Source organism: Cypionkella aquatica, assembly GCF_030161095.1.
GTDB lineage: Bacteria > Pseudomonadota > Alphaproteobacteria > Rhodobacterales > Rhodobacteraceae > Cypionkella > Cypionkella aquatica.
Window position 1 is genome coordinate 210,374 of record NZ_BSPP01000002.1, and the last position, 15,232, is coordinate 225,605.

The following is a 15,232-nucleotide window of genomic DNA, read 5'->3' on the forward strand; positions in this document are numbered from 1 at the left end:
GATGGCGTGACACAACATTCGGAACCTGTTGCAGAGCATCAGCTGGTGCTGATCACCGGCCCTTCGGGCGCTGGCCGCTCGACCGCTATTCACGCGCTGGAGGATCTGGGGTTTGAGGTGATCGACAATCTGCCCCTGTCGCTGGTGCCGCGGTTGATTGATGGCCCCAGTCTGGGCCGCCCGATCGCGCTGGGCCTGGATGTGCGCAACCGTGATTTCAACACCACCGCACTGATCGAACTGATTGACACATTAACCCGCGATCCGCGTGTCAGTCTTGAGCTGATTTATCTGGACTGCGACCCGTCAGAACTGATCCGCCGCTATTCGCAGACCCGCCGCCGCCATCCGCTTGCGCCGCAGGAAACCCCGACCGAAGGCATCGCGCGCGAGATTGATCTGCTGACCCCGGTGCGGGTGCGCGCGGATCATCTGATAGACACGTCGGAAATGTCACCGCACGATCTCAAGGCCGAGATTGGCCGCTGGTTTGATCATGGCAAATCGACGCAAATGGCGGTTTCGCTGCAATCCTTCAGCTATAAACGTGGGCTGCCACGCGGGCTGGATATGGTGTTTGACTGCCGGTTTCTGGCGAATCCCTACTGGCAGCCGGAATTGCGCGACAAGGATGGGCGCGATCCCGCCGTGACCGCCCATATTGAAACCGATGCACGCTTTGTTGATTTCTTCCAAAGGTTGCAGGGGCTTGTGCTGATGCTACTGCCAGCCCATCTTGAGGAAGGCAAAGCGCATCTCTCGATTGGCTTTGGCTGCACAGGCGGGCAACATCGCTCTGTTGCAGTTGCAGAAAAACTCGGCAATGTGCTTGCAGAAGCGGGCTGGCCGGTGTCAAAACGGCATCGTGAATTGGAACGCAGGGCAGCGACTATGCCTGCTCTAGGGTCGAGGTAAGACACGCGTGATCGGTATCGTGATCGTGGCACATGGTGGCTTGGCGCGGGAGTATCTCTCGGCGGTCGAACACGTGGTTGGTCCGCAGACCTCCATGCGGGCGATCGCGATTGAGGACGACCATGACCGCAGCGCCAAGCAGCGCGAAATTTGTGACGCCGCAGATGCGGTGGATCAGGGGCAGGGTGTGGTGATGGTGACCGATATGTTCGGCGGCTCGCCATCGAACCTGTCGCTGATGGCCTGTGCCGCGTCCGAGCGGCGCATCATCTACGGCGCAAACCTGCCGATGCTGATCAAGCTGGCCAAATCCCGTGATCTGCCGGTGACAGAGGCTGTCGCGGCTGCGCTAGAAGCGGGTCGCAAGTATATAAACTCGCTCGATTTGGGCGGGGGGGCCTGAAATGGCGCCGCAGACGCTGTATATCGTGAACGAAAAGGGCCTGCATGCCCGCGCCTCGGCCAAGTTCGTCGAGGTGGTCGAGGAATTTGACGCGACGGCACAGGTCAGCAAAGACGGCATGACAGTCTCGGGCGACAGCATCATGGGGCTTTTGATGTTGGCAGCATCACGCGGAACCTCTATTGAGGTCGATACCAGTGGGCCAGCCGCTGCGGCGCTTGCCGAGGCTCTGGCGGCTCTGGTGGCCAATCGCTTCGGAGAAGAATTCTGAGGCGCGACGGGGAAGGCTTACGCTTCGTGACAGACACGCCACAGACAGAGACCGTCGCAGGTCAGGCTCCGGCCAAGCGTGAATATGACATGCGGCGGCTGTCCTATGCGGGGACGTTCAGCAACCCTTTCAAGGCGGGCACGATTCGCGCGATTGAATGGTTGACCGCCAAGATCACCCTTTTGAAGCTGATCCGCGATTTTGAGCGCTCGGGTGCGCCGTTTGGCTCGCCGTTCTGGCCCAAAGCGATCAAGCAAATGGGCATCCGAATCGACACGCCCCCGGAAGAGATCGCGCTTATTCCGCCGACCGGGCCGCTGGTTGTGGTGGCGAACCATCCGCATGGGCTGGTCGATGGCATGATCATGGCCGAAATGGTCAACCGGGTGCGGTCCGACTTTAAGATCCTGACCCGAAGCCTTCTGACGGGTATTCCCGAAGTTGCAGAATTCATGATCCCGGTGCCATTCCCGCACGAGGAAAACGCGCGCGAATTGGGCTTGCAGATGCGCAATGAAACCATGGCGCATCTGAAGGCTGGCGGCGTGATTATCGTGTTTCCGGCGGGCAAGGTTGCGATGTCCGAAGGCTTTTTTGGTCCGGCGATAGAGGCTGAATGGAACGTCTTTACCCACAAGATGATTCAGCGCTCGGGGGCGACGATCCTGCCGATCCATTTCACCGGGCAGAATTCGCGGTCCTTCCTGATTGCCAACAAGCTTTCAGATACCTTGCGGCAGGGCCTGTTGCTGTCCGAGATCAAGCGGGCTTTGTTCAAGCCACAGCGCCCCTATATCGGCGCGCCGATCCCGGCATCCGAGTTGGATAAATGGGATGGCAACCCGCGTGGCTTCTTGGCCTGGCTGCGCCAACACACGCTTGATCTGGGCAAAAAGCCGTAAGGCTTTTCGCAGCCAGGTTGGCGATTTTGCTGCGAAAGTCTTAAGAAATGCTTAATCAGCCCTCGCAACCCTTTGATTTCATTAAATCGAAAATTTGTCCACGCGTGGACACTTACCGCGTCGGGACCGGAACCTCACCGCGATAATCATAAAACCCGCGCTGCGTTTTCCTGCCCAACCAGCCTGCCTCGACATATTTTGACAGCAGCGGGCAGGGCCGATATTTCGTGTCGCCTAGGCCCTCATGCAGCACATTCATGATCGCAAGGCAGGTATCCAGCCCGATAAAATCCGCCAGCTCCAGCGGCCCCATCGGATGATTGGCCCCCAATTTCAACGACTCATCAATCGACTTCACCGAGCCCACGCCCTCATACAGGGTATAAACGGCCTCATTGATCATCGGCATCAAAATCCGATTGACGATGAAAGCTGGGAAATCCTCGGCGCTTGCCGCCGTTTTGCCCAGCTTGCCGACCACGGCCAGCAAGGTGTCATAGGTTGCTTTATCGGTCGCAATACCCCGGATCAGCTCTACCAGCTGCATCACCGGCACCGGGTTCATAAAGTGAAAGCCCATGAACTTCTCGGGCCGGTCTGTCCGGCTGGCTAGCCGGGTGATCGAGATGGATGAGGTGTTCGAGGTCAGAATCGTCTGCGGCGCCAGATGCGGCAGCAGCCCGTCAAAGATCGCGTTCTTGATGGCTTCTTTCTCGGTCGCGGCCTCAATCACCAGATCAAGCGGCCCCAGATCCGCCAAAACCGCCGTGGTCCTGATCCGCGCCATCGCCGCCGCCTTATCCTCGGCCAAAAGCTTGCCGCGCGAAACCTGCCGCTCCATATTCTTGTCGATGGTGGCGATAGCTTTGGCCAGCATTTCGGGGTTCACATCATTCAGCAACACCTCGAACCCGGCCTGCGCGAACACATGTGCAATCCCGTTGCCCATCTGCCCCGCTCCAACGATGCCCACCGACCGGATTTCCATGCCAAACGCCCCTTTTCTGCTGTGCGGCACAATCGCAGCCCAAAGCGCCGGGCGCAAGGCCGGGGCAGCGCCTAGAATTTGTCATAAATCCGCCCATTAGCAATTTGGAAAGACGATTCGGGCGAAGTTGATCTTGGGTGCTAAGACGATTGGGTGGGCTATGGCTTATGTGTTTCCCGGCGAGGGGTCGCTGGATTATTTTCCATGCCGATATGGCAGCTCGCGGGTGTTATTCCGCGGGCCAAGACGAGATATCGAGCGTGCCTATGTTGCTGTTCTGGGGGGGACCGAAACCTATGGCAAATTCGTACCGGTGCCATTCCCCGATCTGATCGAGCGGCAGTTGGGTATGCCCGTTGTCAATCTGGGGTGCATGAATGCCGGCCCCGATGTGTTCATCAACGAAGCAGGAGTGACAGAGATCGCAGCGCAAGCCTCTGTCACTGTGGTGCAGGTGCTGGGGGCGTTGAACCTGTCCAATCGCTATTACGCTGTGCATCCGCGCCGCAATGATCGGTTTCTGGGGGCAACGCCGTTGCTGCGGACGATCTTCCCGCGCGTGGATTTTACAGAGTTCAATTTTACCCGCCACATGCTGATGGCGTTGCAGTCTGCCTCTGTGGACAAGTTTGAGGTGGTCGCAGACGAGTTGCGCGCGGCTTGGGTGACGCGGATGAAGCTGCTGCTGTCACGTCTGGGCAAAACCACAATTCTGCTCTGGGCGTCTGACTTGCCGCCGCCGCAGCCTACGCGCCGGGTTGATCTTACCTGCAATCCGCTGCTGATCGACACCGAGATGATCAACGCGATTCGCGCCCCCGTGGCCCGCTATGTGCAGGCGGTGTTCAGCGCTCAGGCACTGTCTCAGGGTGTGGATGGCATGGCTTTCGCGTCGATGGAGGCACCTGCGGCGGCAGGCCTGCCGGGGCCAGCCGCACATCAAGAGATCGCAGATATGTTGATGCCCGCAATCCATCAGTTGATGTAAAAAGGGCGCCCTAAGGCGCCCTTCTGTCATACTTCAAACAGCTTACAGCTTTTCAATCAGTTCCGGCACTGCGGTGAACAGATCGGCCACCAGCCCGTAATCTGCCACTTGGAAAATCGGCGCTTCTTCATCCTTGTTGATCGCGACGATGACTTTGCTGTCCTTCATCCCGGCAAGGTGTTGAATCGCGCCAGAAATCCCAACCGCGACATACAGCTGCGGGGCGACGACTTTGCCGGTTTGGCCCACTTGCCAATCGTTTGGCGCATAGCCACTGTCGACAGCCGCACGCGAAGCACCAACGGCGGCGCCGAGCTTGTCAGCCAGTTTCTCAATCAGATCAAAGCTTTCCTTGCTGCCAACGCCACGGCCACCTGAAACCACGATCCCCGCCGAGGTCAACTCGGGACGATCAGAGGTTGCGGTTTTATCCTCAACCCAAGCCGACAGACCGGCTTCGCCCGGGCCGCCGATTTTCTCGACAGCTGCCGAGCCGTTGGCTTCAACGGCGGTAAACGTCGCGGTGCGGACGGTGAACACCTTCTTGGCATCCGCCGACTTGACGGTTTGCACAGCGTTGCCTGCATAGATCGGGCGCTCGAACGTGTCGGCGTCGATCACTGCGGTGGCATCAGAGATCACCATCACGTCCAACAAGGCAGCCACACGCGGCAGCACGTTCTTGTTGAAAGCGGTGGCAGCTCCACAGATGTGGCTGTAACCGCCAGCCAGACCAACCACCAAAGCTGCGGTCGATTCTGCCATGCCGTGGCAATAGGCGTGATCGTCGGCGAACAACACTTTGGAAACGCCGGACAATTTGGCAGCTTCGGCCGCCGCAGCATCGCCACCCGTGCCAGCAACCAGCACATGCACCTCGCCCAGCGAAGCCACGGCAGCCAGGGTTTTTGCAACGGCGTCGGTCGCCAAAGCGCCTTCGTTTACATCCGCAATCAGCAGAACGGCCATCAGATCACCCCCGCTTCGTCTTTGAGTTTCGCAATCAACTCGGCAACCGAGCTTACTTTGACGCCAGCCTTGCGGCCCGCAGGTTCAACGGTTTTCACAATGCTCAGACGCGGTGCCACATCCACACCGAAATCAGCCGGGGTTTTGATCGCCAAAGGCTTGGCCTTGGCTTTCATGATGTTCGGCAGGCTTGCATAGCGCGGTTCGTTCAGGCGCAGATCGACCGAAACGATGGTCGGCATTTTCACCGAAATCGTCTGCAAACCGCCGTCCACTTCCCGGGTGACCACGGCTTTGTCGCCGTCAATCGCCAGCTCGGACACAAAAGTCGCCTGCGACCAGCCCAGCAGCGCCGACAGCATCTGGCCGGTGGCATTCATATCGTTATCAATGGCTTGCTTGCCACACAGCACGATACCGGGGGCTTCTTCCTTGACCACAGCGGCCAGAAGTTTCGCCACCGAAAGCGGCTCAATGTCGGTATGCACGTTGTCAGTCGCTTCGATCAGGATCGCGCGATCCGCACCCATCGCCAAAGCGGTGCGCAGGGTTTCCTGACTTTGCTTGACGCCGATGGAAACCACCACAACCTCGGTTGCGATGCCCTTTTCCTTCAGCCGGATCGCTTCTTCGACAGCGATCTCGTCAAACGGGTTCATCGACATTTTCACATTGGCAAGATCAACCCCGGAACCGTCCGCTTTCACGCGCACTTTCACGTTGTAGTCGATCACACGTTTGACAGGTACAAGAACCTTCATCGCGCATCTCTCCGTTCAATGGCCCGAAGGCCGCCCAAGCTCTCGCAGCCGTCATATCGTGTTGCAAGTCCGTATAACAGACCAAAACCGACAGAAATAAGCGGCGCTACGTCGCGTCTAGCGCGTGAGGCCCGGCACCCAGAGCACGTCATCGCGGCCATCATTGTTGGCGATACGGCCCGCGACGAAGAACCAATCGGACAGCCGGTTTAGGTATTTCACCGCCTCGGGGTTCACTGCCTCGGAGGCAGCAAGTTCCACCACCAAACGCTCGGCCCGTCGGCTGACTGTGCGGCACAGGTGAAGATGCGCCGCCAAAGCGCTGCCACCGGGCAAAATAAAGCTGCGCAAGGGCGTCAGCCGCGTGTTCATCGCGTCAATTTCCGATTCTAGGCGCGCCACTTGCCCGGCAATCATCCGCAGCGGCGGATAGGTGGCCTCGGCATCTTTATCCATGTCTGGGCTGCAAAGGTCCGCACCCAGATCGAACAGGTCGTTGGAAATCCGCTGCAGAGCCGCATCCAGATCGCCGCTGCTGTGTTGCCGTGCCAAGCCTACCGTCGCATTGGTCTCATCCACCGTGCCATAGGCGGTGACGCGGGCCGAGTGTTTGGCTACCCGAACCCCGTTGCCCAAAGCGGTTTCGCCCTTATCGCCGGTTTTGGTGTAAATCTTTGACAGAACGACCATCAGTTGCCCCCCCGGCTGCGATAATAGGCGTAGCCCACGATGATGATGACTGCCCCGGCCTGCGCGATAATTCTGTAGCGCATCAGGCGGTTAGAGTGTTTGCGGTTGAAATCGCCACCCTTGGCAAAGCTGCCGATGCCAATCATCAGGATGATCAGCACCAGAAAACAGGCAAGGATGCCGATGATGAAAATCGGGTCGCTGGGCATGAGAGCTCCTTTCGCTTTGCCCCTGATTTAGGCGCTTGCGCAGAAAAAGCGAGGCGGAAAACGCCTCAGCCTTTGGCGATCAGCCAATCCAGCATCGCGGTTGGCAGAATCCGCCGGGCAAAGCCCATCAGATACGTCGGCGTTGTGACAAAATACCGCGCCTTTGGTCGCGCTGATTCCAAAGCGTGGATCAGCTTTTCTGTCACCGCAGAGGCGGGCAACTCCCAACGATCAGGCGGGCCTGCTTCATAAAGCCTGCCACGCAGTGACGCATATTCCGAAGCGCGGGCCGAGTTTTGCCAATCAATCCAGCGCTCAAAATGCGGAATCGCCTTTTCGCGGATGGATGTTCCGATCGGCCCCGGTTCGATCAAAATGATCTTGATGCCGGTGTCGGCCATCTCAATCCGCAGCACATCCGTCAGCCCTTCCATGGCGAATTTGGTCGCCACATAAGCGCCACGCCATTTCAGCGCGACAAGGCCAAGCACCGAGGAACAATTGATAATCCGCCCGCCGCCTTGCGCACGCATCAAAGGGATCACCCGCCGCGTCAGGTCGTGATAGCCGAACAGGTTGGTCTCAAAAATCGCGCGCAACGCACCACGCGGCAGGTCTTCCACCGCGCCGGGGCAGGCAAAAGCGCCATTGTTGTAAAGTGCGTCCAGCTTGCCGCCGGTGCGCGCGACCACCTCCGCTACCGCGGCCTCGACGCTTGCCTCATCTGCGTAATCCAGCGCGAAACTTTCCAAGCCCTCGGCGCGCAAACGCTCGCAATCGGGTTCCTGCCGACAGGTTGCAAACACCCGCCAGCCCCGCGCCCGCAAGCCGCGCGCCGCGTCCAGCCCGATGCCAGACGAGCATCCCGTGATCAAAATTGTGCGTTCCATGCCTGTGCCCCTTTGTGGGTTTTCCCCTTCCTAGGTGCTGCGGCAGGTTTCGACAATCATTCAGTGCAAAATCACTCGCGCAACAGACGCGATGCGATATAGCCCTCAATCCCATCCCCTTCGACGCGGATCAGGGACCAGCCATCGACGCCCTCACCTTGCGCCACCACCAGAACCGATTCGCCACGGGTCAGCCGGTCAACCACGTCATAATCCTTGCCCGGGCCAGAGCGGACATTAGCGGATGTTGAGGCAATCACCATCACCAGGCCCGCTGCAGCCACTACAGGCTCTGGCGTAGTTTGGACTGAAACCGGCGTCGCCATCAGCGGCGCGTCCGGCACGAAAGCCGCCTGCGTCACAGGTAAAACCGCAGGTTCTGGGGTTTGCGACAGCATCACAGGTGCGGCCACCACGGGCACCGCCGCTATCATGCCAAAGCGTTGCTGGCCACGATCAACGCCGCCGAAAACCATTGCAGCATAAAGGCCCGCACAGAGAAACAGAGTTAATTTGAACATCTTACAGGCACCCCACTGATCGCCCGCAGCCATAGCACAATGCTACCAGAAACAGAGTGGAAAAAGCAGCGATTTCTCCCCCTAAACTGCGCAGGGCCGGCGCTGAATTTGCGTTTTTCGGCTGGACCAGCCTCGCCCCCCGCTCTACACCACATCCATGTCCGACGCCGAAGATGACCCCAAGATAGAGCCGATTACCCTCGCGGAGCCTTTGGCCCGCGCGATTGGTGAACGCTATCTGACCTATGCCTTGTCCACCATTATGCATCGCGCCCTGCCGGATGCACGCGATGGTCTGAAGCCCGTTCATCGCCGTATCCTTTATGCTATGCGAGAGCTAAAGCTTTCAGCGACCTCTGCGTTCCGTAAGTCTGCAAAAATATCTGGCGATGTGATGGGAAACTATCACCCGCATGGCGATTCCGCGATTTACGACGCGATGGCGCGGCTCGCGCAAGATTTCAACGTCCGCTATCCGCTGGTGGATGGCCAAGGCAACTTCGGCAACATTGACGGCGATAACCCAGCAGCATCGCGTTACACCGAGGCCCGCCTGACCGCGATTGCCGAGACGCTGATGGAGGGGTTGACCGAAAACGCGGTCGATTTCCGTCCGAACTATGACGGCACGCTGGAAGAGCCGGTCGTGATGCCCGCTGCCTTCCCGAACCTGCTGGCGAATGGCTCGTCTGGTATCGCCGTTGGCATGGCCACCAACATTCCGCCGCATAACCTCGAAGAACTGATCCTCGGTTGCCATGCGATGATGGCCGATCCCGCGATCAGCGATGACGCCTTGGTTGACATCATCCCCGGCCCAGATTTCCCCACTGGCGGTGTGATGATCGAACCTCGCGCGACGATGGTTGAGGCATATCGCACCGGGCGTGGTTCTTTCCGCACCCGCGCGAAATGGCATGTCGAGGATTTGGGCCGTGGCACTTGGCAGATCATCATCACCGAGATCCCGTATCAGGTGCAGAAATCCAAGCTGATCGAAAAGCTGGCCGAACTTATCCAGACCAAGCGTATTCCTTTGCTCGCCGATGTGCGCGACGAATCCGCCGATGATATTCGCATCGTGCTTGAACCGCGCTCTCGCACGGTTGAGGCCGATATGCTGATGGCGGCCTTGTTCAAAAGCTCGGATCTTGAGGCGCGGTTCAGCCTGAATATGAACGTGCTGATCGACGGGCGGCAGCCGAAAGTGTGCAGCCTGAAAGAGGTTCTGCGCGCCTTTCTCGATCACCGCCGCGATGTTCTCAAGCGCCGCAGCACGCATCGGATGGAGAAGATTGATCACCGGCTTGAGGTGCTCGAAGGCTTTATCATCACGTTCCTGAACCTAGATCGCGTCATCGACATCATTCGCTATGACACCGATCCCAAGGCCGCTTTGATGGCTGAACACTGGGGCAAGCCGCACAAGCGCGCGATGTCCGAGAAGGATTATGTCCCACCGAAACCCGGCGAGGGTGAGCTTTCAGAGGTGCAGACCGAAGCCATCCTGAACATGCGCCTGCGCTCTTTGCGGCGGCTTGAGGAAATGGAGCTGCTGGCCGAGCGCGATGCTTTGATGGCCGAGCGTGCCGGGTTGGTTGATCTGCTGGAAAGCGACGCGTTGCAGTGGAAGCAGATCGGGCTGGAACTGGACGATATTCGCAAGCGGTTCGGCAAGGAAACGGCTTTGGGTCGCCGTCGCACCGCCTTCGCCGAGGCGGGCGAGGTCGAGGAAGTCAGCTTTGAAGCAATGATCGAGCGCGAGCCGATCACCGTGGTTTGCAGCCAGATGGGCTGGATCAGGGCGTTGAAAGGTCATGTCGATCTGGCGACCGAGCAGAAATTCAAAGACGGCGATACCGCGCGTTTCGCGTTCCATGCCGAGACCACCGACAAAATCCTGCTGATCGGCGCGAATGGGCGGTTCTATACTTTGGTCGGCGTCAACCTGCCCGGCGGGCGCGGCATGGGGGAACCTGTGCGGCTGATGGTTGATCTGCCGAATGATTCCGAGATCGTCGATTTGCAAATCTTCCGCTCGGGTGAAAAGCTGTTGGTGGCCTCGTCGGCGGGGGATGGTTTTGTCGTCACCTCGGATGAGGTGCTGGCGCAGACCCGCGCGGGCAAGCAGGTGCTGTCTTTGGGGGCCGGGGTCAAGACCGCGATCTGCCGCAAGGTTGTGGGTGATCATGTCGCCGTGGTCGGCGATAACCGCAAGGTTCTGGTGTTCCCGCTGGCGGATTTGCCTGAGATGGCCAAGGGTAAGGGCGTGCGGCTGCAGAAATATAAGGACGGTGGGCTTTCGGATGCCACCACCTTTGTTTTGGCGGCTGGATTGGCGTGGAAAGACCCGGCTGGGCGGACGCGGACTGAAACTGATCTGGGCGAATGGATCGGGGCGCGGGCAACGGCTGGGCGGATGGCGCCGCGTGGCTTCCCGCGGGACAATCGCTTCAATTGAGCGTGGCTGTCCACGCGTGGACAAGCTTGCGCTTTATATGATTTCAATGCCTTAGAGGGGTGTCATTCACCTATCGTTAAGCTTTTGGTGCCACTAACGCACCGGGTGCTGCGATCACTTGTGCCGCCAAGTTCGCGGCACCGTGCAAACACGCGGCCATCGCCGCGCCCTGTATCCGGGCCGCCAGAAACCCCGCGTTAAAGCTGTCACCCGCCGCCGTGCTATCGACTACGGGGCTGGGCGCTGGCTGCATCTGATGCGTGGCACCGTCCCAAGCCTGAACGATTCCCGCGCCGTTTTTCACCACCACGCAACCCGCGCCCCAACCGCGATAGCGCGCGATGGTAGCCGTAGGGCTGGCGTCACCAAACACCCGCGCGTCTTCATCAAACGACGGCAAAACCACATCCGCGCCCGCTGCGGCAGCCGCGATCCAATAGCGCAGATCGGCGGCATCAGGCCAAAGCCGTTCGCGCATATTGGGGTCGAAGGCCACGACCGCGCCCGCCGCGCGCGCCTGCGCGATTGCCGCCAGCAAAGTCGCGCGCCCGGCCTGCGACAGGATCGCCAAAGTGATACCAGAGAACACCACCAACCCGGCCCCGGCCAATCCTTGCGCCAAGGCGGCGGGATCATCGGCCAGTGTCTTTGCCGCCGAACTGTCGCGCCAATAGCTAAAGCTACGCTCGCCATTTTGCAGCGTGATCAGGTAGATCCCGACCGAGCGGCCATCGACGCGCGCAACATGCGCCACACCAACGCCTGCGGTTTGCATGAAGCCCAGCATTTGATCTGACAACGCATCACTTCCGACGGCACTCAGATAATCAACGCTGCAAGCCGCGGGTAACAACCGGCGCAGATACCATGCCATGTTGAACGTATCGCCAGCAAAGCCCTGCCGCAGCAGACCGCCACCAGTGGGCGACAGCTCGACCATACACTCCCCTATTGTCACAACCCGCATCGCATACTCCTGCATCTTTGCCAGAATGGGCGCAGCAGGCCTTGCCCGCAAGTGCGCCGCCGCAAGTGCGCCATTGAACCGCGCCCGCGCAGAGGCTACCCTGCGCGGCAGTGCAGCAATCAGGATTTTCAGCATGGCGCAGCGACTTCATCTGGTGTTTGGCGGCGAACTTGTCAGCCCGCAGAAGAATGTGTTCAAGGATGTCAGCCAGATTCATATTGTGGGCATGTATCCCGATTATGCGACCGCCTTTGGCGCATGGAAAGCCGAGGCGCAGCGCACGGTCGACAACGCCCATATGCGCTATTTCATCGCGCATATTCACCGCTTGCGCGAAGAAGGTGTGCCGGGATCCCTGACCGAGGAGATGGGCGCGTAAAAGCGACCGTTTTTCATGGTGCTCTCTCTCGGCCGCACGCTTTACAATCTGACGGCGCGGCGGGCGGGCGGGGGTGATGATGCTCGCCCGGCGCGTCCACCGGGTGACCTGATCTGGCTGCATGCGGCCGAGGTCGGCTGTTCGCGTGGGTTGCGGCAACTGGCCCTGCGTCTGGTCGAGGAACTGGGCGTCACAATTTTGCTGACCTGCCCCGACGAGGTGCCACTTACCGCCAATATGCTGCATCAGCATCCGCCCGCCGACACGCCCGCCGAGGCCCGTGCTTTTCTGTCACATTGGGCCCCTGCTTTGGTGATCATGGCCGAGGGCGAGTTGCGCCCTGCGGTGCTGCACGAGGCCGAACAGCGCAAGCTGGCTGTGATCATGGTTGATGCGCGCGCGCCTTATCTGATGCAAGGGCGCGAGGGCTGGTATCCGGGGCTGATCCGCACGGCATTGCGCTCGATCAAGCAGGTGCTGGCGGTGGACGAGGCGGCGGCGCGGGCGTTTCGACGCGCGGGTGCGGGCGAAGTCGCGGTGGCGGGGCGGATGGAGGAACCTTCGGCGGCGTTAAGCTATCATGAACCCGAGCGGGCGATGCTGGCGGGGCTCATGGCGACGCGACCGGTGTGGTTGGCGGTGGATGTGCCTGCGGCGGAAGAGGCGGCGGTGATCGCAGCGCATCGCTCGGCGTTGCGGTTGGCGCATCGGTTGCTGCTGATCTTGGTGCCGCAGGATGCCGGGCGGGCGGCGGAACTGGCTGCGGGTATGGAAGCAGCCGAGGGTTGGACGGTGGCTCAGCGCGCGTTGGATCAGGAACCCGACACCGAAACCGAAGTTTATATCCCGGATTCTGATGCTGAATACGGGCTGTGGTATCGACTGGCCCCGGTCAGCTATATGGGCGGATCGCTGTTGGGCGAGGGGTGCGCGCGCAATCCGATGGAGCCTGCGGCTTTGGGATCGGCGATTGTTTACGGGCCAAGGCCGGGGGGGTATGGATCCGTTTTTGGCCGCTTGGGTGCGGCGCAGGCGGCGCGGGCGGTGGGCTCGGCGGGCGATCTGGGCGATGCGCTGAGCGATCTTTTGGCGCCGGATAGGGCTGCTCGGCTGGCGCAGGCGGCATGGACTCTGGCCTCGGACGGGGTTGAGGTGACGGACCGCGTGGTTGATTTCGCGCGGGATGTGCTGGACGGGAGGAGCTGATGCGTGCGCCGGGATTTTGGCGGAACCCGCCCGAGAGGCCGGGGCTTTGGGCGCGGGTGTTGGCGCCGCTGGGCTGGATCTATGGCTGGGCTACGGCGCGGCGGTTGCGGCAGCCGGGGTATAAGGCAAGCGTTCCGGTGATTTGCATTGGCAATATCAATGCGGGTGGGACGGGGAAAACCCCGACAGCGATTGCCTTGGTGGAACGATTGGGCGCGCGGGGGCGGCGGGTGGCGGTGGTCAGTCGCGGACATGGCGGCTCTTTGACGGGGCCGATGCGGGTGGATATGGCGCGGCACCGGGCGGATCAGGTGGGGGACGAGCCGCTGTTGCTGGCGGCGTTTTGTGAGGTTTGGGTCTCGAAGGATCGCGCGGCGGGGGTGCGGGCGGCCGAGGCTGCGGGCGTGGATGTTGTGCTGCTGGACGATGGATTTCAGAACCCGTCGGTGGTGAAGGATTTGTCGATTGTGGTGGTCGATGCGGCGGTGGGGTTCGGCAACGGGCGTTGCATTCCGGCGGGGCCGCTGCGGGAGCCGGTTGAGGCGGGGCTGAAGCGGGCAGATTTTGTGCTGGCGATTGGCGGGGATTTTGCGGTGGAAGGCGTGGCTTGCTTGCGGGGGCGGCTTGAGGTGCTGGCGATGGGGATGGCTTGGACGGGCGAGCGGGTGCTGGCTTTTGCGGGCATCGGGCGGCCAGAGAAGTTCTTTGCGACCCTGCTGGGCGAGGGGGCTGTGGTGGTCCGGGGCGAGGCTTTGGACGATCATCAGCCGCTGTCCGAGGCGTTGCTGACCCGGTTGGAAATCGAGGCCTTCGCGAAAGGGGCGCAGTTGGTGACGACGGAAAAGGATGCGGTGCGGCTGCCCGAGGCGTTCCGGGCTCGGGTTTTGACCCTGCCGGTCAGGCTGCGGATTGAGGATTGGGCGCCGTTGGAGTCGGCGTTTGATCGGTTGGGGATATAGCTGTCCACGCGTGGACAGGCTATCGGTTTATGAAAAATCAATGGGTTAGATAGGGGTCATTCAGGGTTTGTTAACTTTTGACCGCGTTGCCCACATCAGGAGAACATCGGATTATGTCTAATATTGAATCGCTCTTCGTCACCCGGCTTTATCGCGCGGCTTTGGCCGAGCAGGGCAAGCCGATTGATCTGGCAGAGCTGGAAAACTCGTGCCTCGCCATCGCCGAAGATGATGAGGCGGGGCAGGATTGGTGCGAAAAGCACGGCTATGCGGGCTATACCAGCTATGCTTCGCTGGACGATCTGCCGTGGCGGTTTCCGATTTTCAAAGCCTTGGTCAAGGTGTTGGACAAGCATCTCGAGGGCTTTGTGAAGGATGTGCAGTTTGATCTGGGCGAGAAAAAGCTGAAACTCGACAGCCTGTGGATCAATATTTTGCCGCAGGGCGGGATGCACAGCGCGCATATCCATCCGCATAGCGTGATCTCGGGGACGTGCTATGTGACGATGCCGATGGGCACCTCGGCGATCAAGTTTGAAGACCCAAGGCTTGCGATGATGATGGCCGCCCCGCCGCGCAAGGCCAAGGTGCGCGATGAGTTGCGGACCTTTATCTACCGTGCGCCTGAGGCGGGCGAGGTGCTGATGTGGGAAAGCTGGCTGCGCCACGAAGTGCCGATGAACATGGCGGAAGAGGACCGGATCAGCGTGAGTTTCAATTACGCTTGGGGGTGAGGGGAAACGCCTTATCGGC

General features: G+C 60.2%; 18 protein-coding genes. 10 read left to right on the forward strand and 8 right to left on the reverse strand.

The window, feature by feature from the left end:
* Positions 1-6 precede the first annotated feature (6 nt).
* Genes rapZ through QQJ98_RS01740 form a run of 4 tightly spaced genes read left to right on the forward strand, consistent with a single transcriptional unit; the run spans position 7 to position 2,491 of the window.
* The gene (rapZ, locus tag QQJ98_RS01725; RefSeq protein ID WP_284323588.1) at positions 7-915 is read left to right on the forward strand and encodes an RNase adapter RapZ; all 909 of its coding nucleotides are present in this window, start codon (positions 7-9) and stop codon (positions 913-915) included.
* Positions 916-922: 7 nt separating this feature from the next.
* Positions 923-1,318 carry a PTS sugar transporter subunit IIA gene (locus QQJ98_RS01730; protein WP_284323589.1) on the forward strand — a complete coding sequence of 132 codons (396 nt, stop codon included), beginning with the start codon at positions 923-925 and terminating at the stop codon, positions 1,316-1,318.
* Position 1,319: 1 nt separating this feature from the next.
* Positions 1,320-1,589, forward strand: coding sequence for an HPr family phosphocarrier protein (locus tag QQJ98_RS01735; RefSeq protein WP_284323590.1), 270 nt, complete (start codon positions 1,320-1,322; stop codon positions 1,587-1,589).
* 26 nt (positions 1,590-1,615) lie between these two features.
* Positions 1,616-2,491 carry a lysophospholipid acyltransferase family protein gene (locus QQJ98_RS01740; RefSeq protein WP_284323591.1) on the forward strand — a complete coding sequence of 292 codons (876 nt, stop codon included), beginning with the start codon at positions 1,616-1,618 and terminating at the stop codon, positions 2,489-2,491.
* Positions 2,492-2,603: 112 nt separating this feature from the next.
* Here the strand turns inward: QQJ98_RS01740 and QQJ98_RS01745 are convergent, their stop codons facing one another.
* Positions 2,604-3,479, reverse strand: a complete 876-nt coding sequence (locus tag QQJ98_RS01745) for a 3-hydroxybutyryl-CoA dehydrogenase (protein ID WP_284323592.1) — start codon at positions 3,477-3,479, stop codon at positions 2,604-2,606.
* A gap of 160 nt (positions 3,480-3,639) precedes the next feature.
* On the opposite strand from QQJ98_RS01745, the gene QQJ98_RS01750 reads away from it, so the two are divergent.
* Positions 3,640-4,467, forward strand: coding sequence for a DUF6473 family protein (locus QQJ98_RS01750; protein ID WP_284323593.1), 828 nt, complete (start codon positions 3,640-3,642; stop codon positions 4,465-4,467).
* 42 nt (positions 4,468-4,509) lie between these two features.
* On the opposite strand, the gene QQJ98_RS01755 is transcribed toward QQJ98_RS01750, so the two are convergent.
* The 6 genes from QQJ98_RS01755 to QQJ98_RS01780 all read right to left on the reverse strand — a co-directional run bounded on the left by QQJ98_RS01755 (position 4,510) and on the right by QQJ98_RS01780 (position 8,507).
* On the reverse strand, positions 4,510-5,436 hold the full coding sequence (locus QQJ98_RS01755; RefSeq protein ID WP_284323594.1) for an electron transfer flavoprotein subunit alpha/FixB family protein: 927 nt from the start codon (positions 5,434-5,436) through the stop codon (positions 4,510-4,512).
* On the reverse strand, positions 5,436-6,197 hold the full coding sequence (locus QQJ98_RS01760) for an electron transfer flavoprotein subunit beta/FixA family protein (protein ID WP_284323595.1): 762 nt from the start codon (positions 6,195-6,197) through the stop codon (positions 5,436-5,438). The genes QQJ98_RS01755 and QQJ98_RS01760 overlap by 1 nt, the downstream gene beginning before the upstream one ends.
* 117 nt (positions 6,198-6,314) lie before the next feature.
* Positions 6,315-6,887 carry a cob(I)yrinic acid a,c-diamide adenosyltransferase gene (locus tag QQJ98_RS01765; protein ID WP_284323596.1) on the reverse strand — a complete coding sequence of 191 codons (573 nt, stop codon included), beginning with the start codon at positions 6,885-6,887 and terminating at the stop codon, positions 6,315-6,317.
* Positions 6,887-7,096, reverse strand: coding sequence for a twin transmembrane helix small protein (locus tag QQJ98_RS01770; RefSeq protein ID WP_284323597.1), 210 nt, complete (start codon positions 7,094-7,096; stop codon positions 6,887-6,889). The genes QQJ98_RS01765 and QQJ98_RS01770 overlap by 1 nt, the downstream gene beginning before the upstream one ends.
* A 65-nt stretch (positions 7,097-7,161) precedes the next feature.
* Positions 7,162-7,986, reverse strand: coding sequence for an SDR family NAD(P)-dependent oxidoreductase (locus QQJ98_RS01775; RefSeq protein WP_284323598.1), 825 nt, complete (start codon positions 7,984-7,986; stop codon positions 7,162-7,164).
* A 71-nt stretch (positions 7,987-8,057) separates the two neighbouring features.
* On the reverse strand, positions 8,058-8,507 hold the full coding sequence (locus QQJ98_RS01780; protein ID WP_284323599.1) for an SH3 domain-containing protein: 450 nt from the start codon (positions 8,505-8,507) through the stop codon (positions 8,058-8,060).
* Between the two features lie 157 nt (positions 8,508-8,664).
* Here QQJ98_RS01780 and QQJ98_RS01785 point away from each other — a divergent pair, with 157 nt between their 5' ends.
* Complete coding sequence (locus tag QQJ98_RS01785; RefSeq protein WP_284323600.1) at positions 8,665-10,968, forward strand: DNA topoisomerase IV subunit A; 2,304 nt, start codon at positions 8,665-8,667, stop codon at positions 10,966-10,968.
* 76 nt (positions 10,969-11,044) lie between these two features.
* Here QQJ98_RS01785 and QQJ98_RS01790 read toward each other — a convergent pair whose 3' ends face one another.
* The gene (locus tag QQJ98_RS01790) at positions 11,045-11,935 is read right to left on the reverse strand and encodes a sugar kinase (RefSeq protein ID WP_284323601.1); all 891 of its coding nucleotides are present in this window, start codon (positions 11,933-11,935) and stop codon (positions 11,045-11,047) included.
* A 133-nt stretch (positions 11,936-12,068) separates the two neighbouring features.
* On the opposite strand from QQJ98_RS01790, the gene QQJ98_RS01795 reads away from it, so the two are divergent.
* The 4 genes from QQJ98_RS01795 to QQJ98_RS01810 all read left to right on the forward strand — a co-directional run bounded on the left by QQJ98_RS01795 (position 12,069) and on the right by QQJ98_RS01810 (position 15,213).
* On the forward strand, positions 12,069-12,314 hold the full coding sequence (locus tag QQJ98_RS01795) for a DUF4170 domain-containing protein (RefSeq protein ID WP_284323602.1): 246 nt from the start codon (positions 12,069-12,071) through the stop codon (positions 12,312-12,314).
* Positions 12,315-12,329: 15 nt separating this feature from the next.
* Positions 12,330-13,520 carry a 3-deoxy-D-manno-octulosonic acid transferase gene (locus QQJ98_RS01800; protein WP_284323603.1) on the forward strand — a complete coding sequence of 397 codons (1,191 nt, stop codon included), beginning with the start codon at positions 12,330-12,332 and terminating at the stop codon, positions 13,518-13,520.
* Positions 13,520-14,479 (forward strand): tetraacyldisaccharide 4'-kinase, encoded by a 960-nt coding sequence (lpxK, locus tag QQJ98_RS01805; RefSeq protein ID WP_284323604.1) that lies wholly within the window; start codon positions 13,520-13,522, stop codon positions 14,477-14,479. Before QQJ98_RS01800 ends, lpxK begins: the two co-directional genes overlap by 1 nt.
* A gap of 113 nt (positions 14,480-14,592) precedes the next feature.
* Positions 14,593-15,213 (forward strand): TIGR02466 family protein, encoded by a 621-nt coding sequence (locus QQJ98_RS01810; protein ID WP_284323605.1) that lies wholly within the window; start codon positions 14,593-14,595, stop codon positions 15,211-15,213.
* Positions 15,214-15,232 lie beyond the last annotated feature (19 nt).

Bases quoted from the DNA above. Each gene is read 5' to 3' on its own strand.
- QQJ98_RS01735 (WP_284323590.1), top strand. From the start codon at position 1,320: ATGGCGCCGCAGACGCTGTATATCGTGAACGAAAAGGGCCTGCATGCC.
- QQJ98_RS01745 (WP_284323592.1), bottom strand. From the start codon at position 3,479: ATGGAAATCCGGTCGGTGGGCATCGTTGGAGCGGGGCAGATGGGCAAC.
- QQJ98_RS01750 (WP_284323593.1), top strand. From the start codon at position 3,640: ATGGCTTATGTGTTTCCCGGCGAGGGGTCGCTGGATTATTTTCCATGC.
- QQJ98_RS01755 (WP_284323594.1), bottom strand. From the start codon at position 5,436: ATGGCCGTTCTGCTGATTGCGGATGTAAACGAAGGCGCTTTGGCGACC.
- QQJ98_RS01760 (WP_284323595.1), bottom strand. From the start codon at position 6,197: ATGAAGGTTCTTGTACCTGTCAAACGTGTGATCGACTACAACGTGAAA.
- QQJ98_RS01765 (WP_284323596.1), bottom strand. From the start codon at position 6,887: ATGGTCGTTCTGTCAAAGATTTACACCAAAACCGGCGATAAGGGCGAA.
- QQJ98_RS01770 (WP_284323597.1), bottom strand. From the start codon at position 7,096: ATGCCCAGCGACCCGATTTTCATCATCGGCATCCTTGCCTGTTTTCTG.
- QQJ98_RS01775 (WP_284323598.1), bottom strand. From the start codon at position 7,986: ATGGAACGCACAATTTTGATCACGGGATGCTCGTCTGGCATCGGGCTG.
- QQJ98_RS01780 (WP_284323599.1), bottom strand. From the start codon at position 8,507: ATGTTCAAATTAACTCTGTTTCTCTGTGCGGGCCTTTATGCTGCAATG.
- QQJ98_RS01785 (WP_284323600.1), top strand. From the start codon at position 8,665: ATGTCCGACGCCGAAGATGACCCCAAGATAGAGCCGATTACCCTCGCG.
- QQJ98_RS01790 (WP_284323601.1), bottom strand. From the start codon at position 11,935: ATGCGGGTTGTGACAATAGGGGAGTGTATGGTCGAGCTGTCGCCCACT.
- QQJ98_RS01795 (WP_284323602.1), top strand. From the start codon at position 12,069: ATGGCGCAGCGACTTCATCTGGTGTTTGGCGGCGAACTTGTCAGCCCG.
- QQJ98_RS01800 (WP_284323603.1), top strand. From the start codon at position 12,330: ATGGTGCTCTCTCTCGGCCGCACGCTTTACAATCTGACGGCGCGGCGG.
- lpxK (WP_284323604.1), top strand. From the start codon at position 13,520: ATGCGTGCGCCGGGATTTTGGCGGAACCCGCCCGAGAGGCCGGGGCTT.
- QQJ98_RS01810 (WP_284323605.1), top strand. From the start codon at position 14,593: ATGTCTAATATTGAATCGCTCTTCGTCACCCGGCTTTATCGCGCGGCT.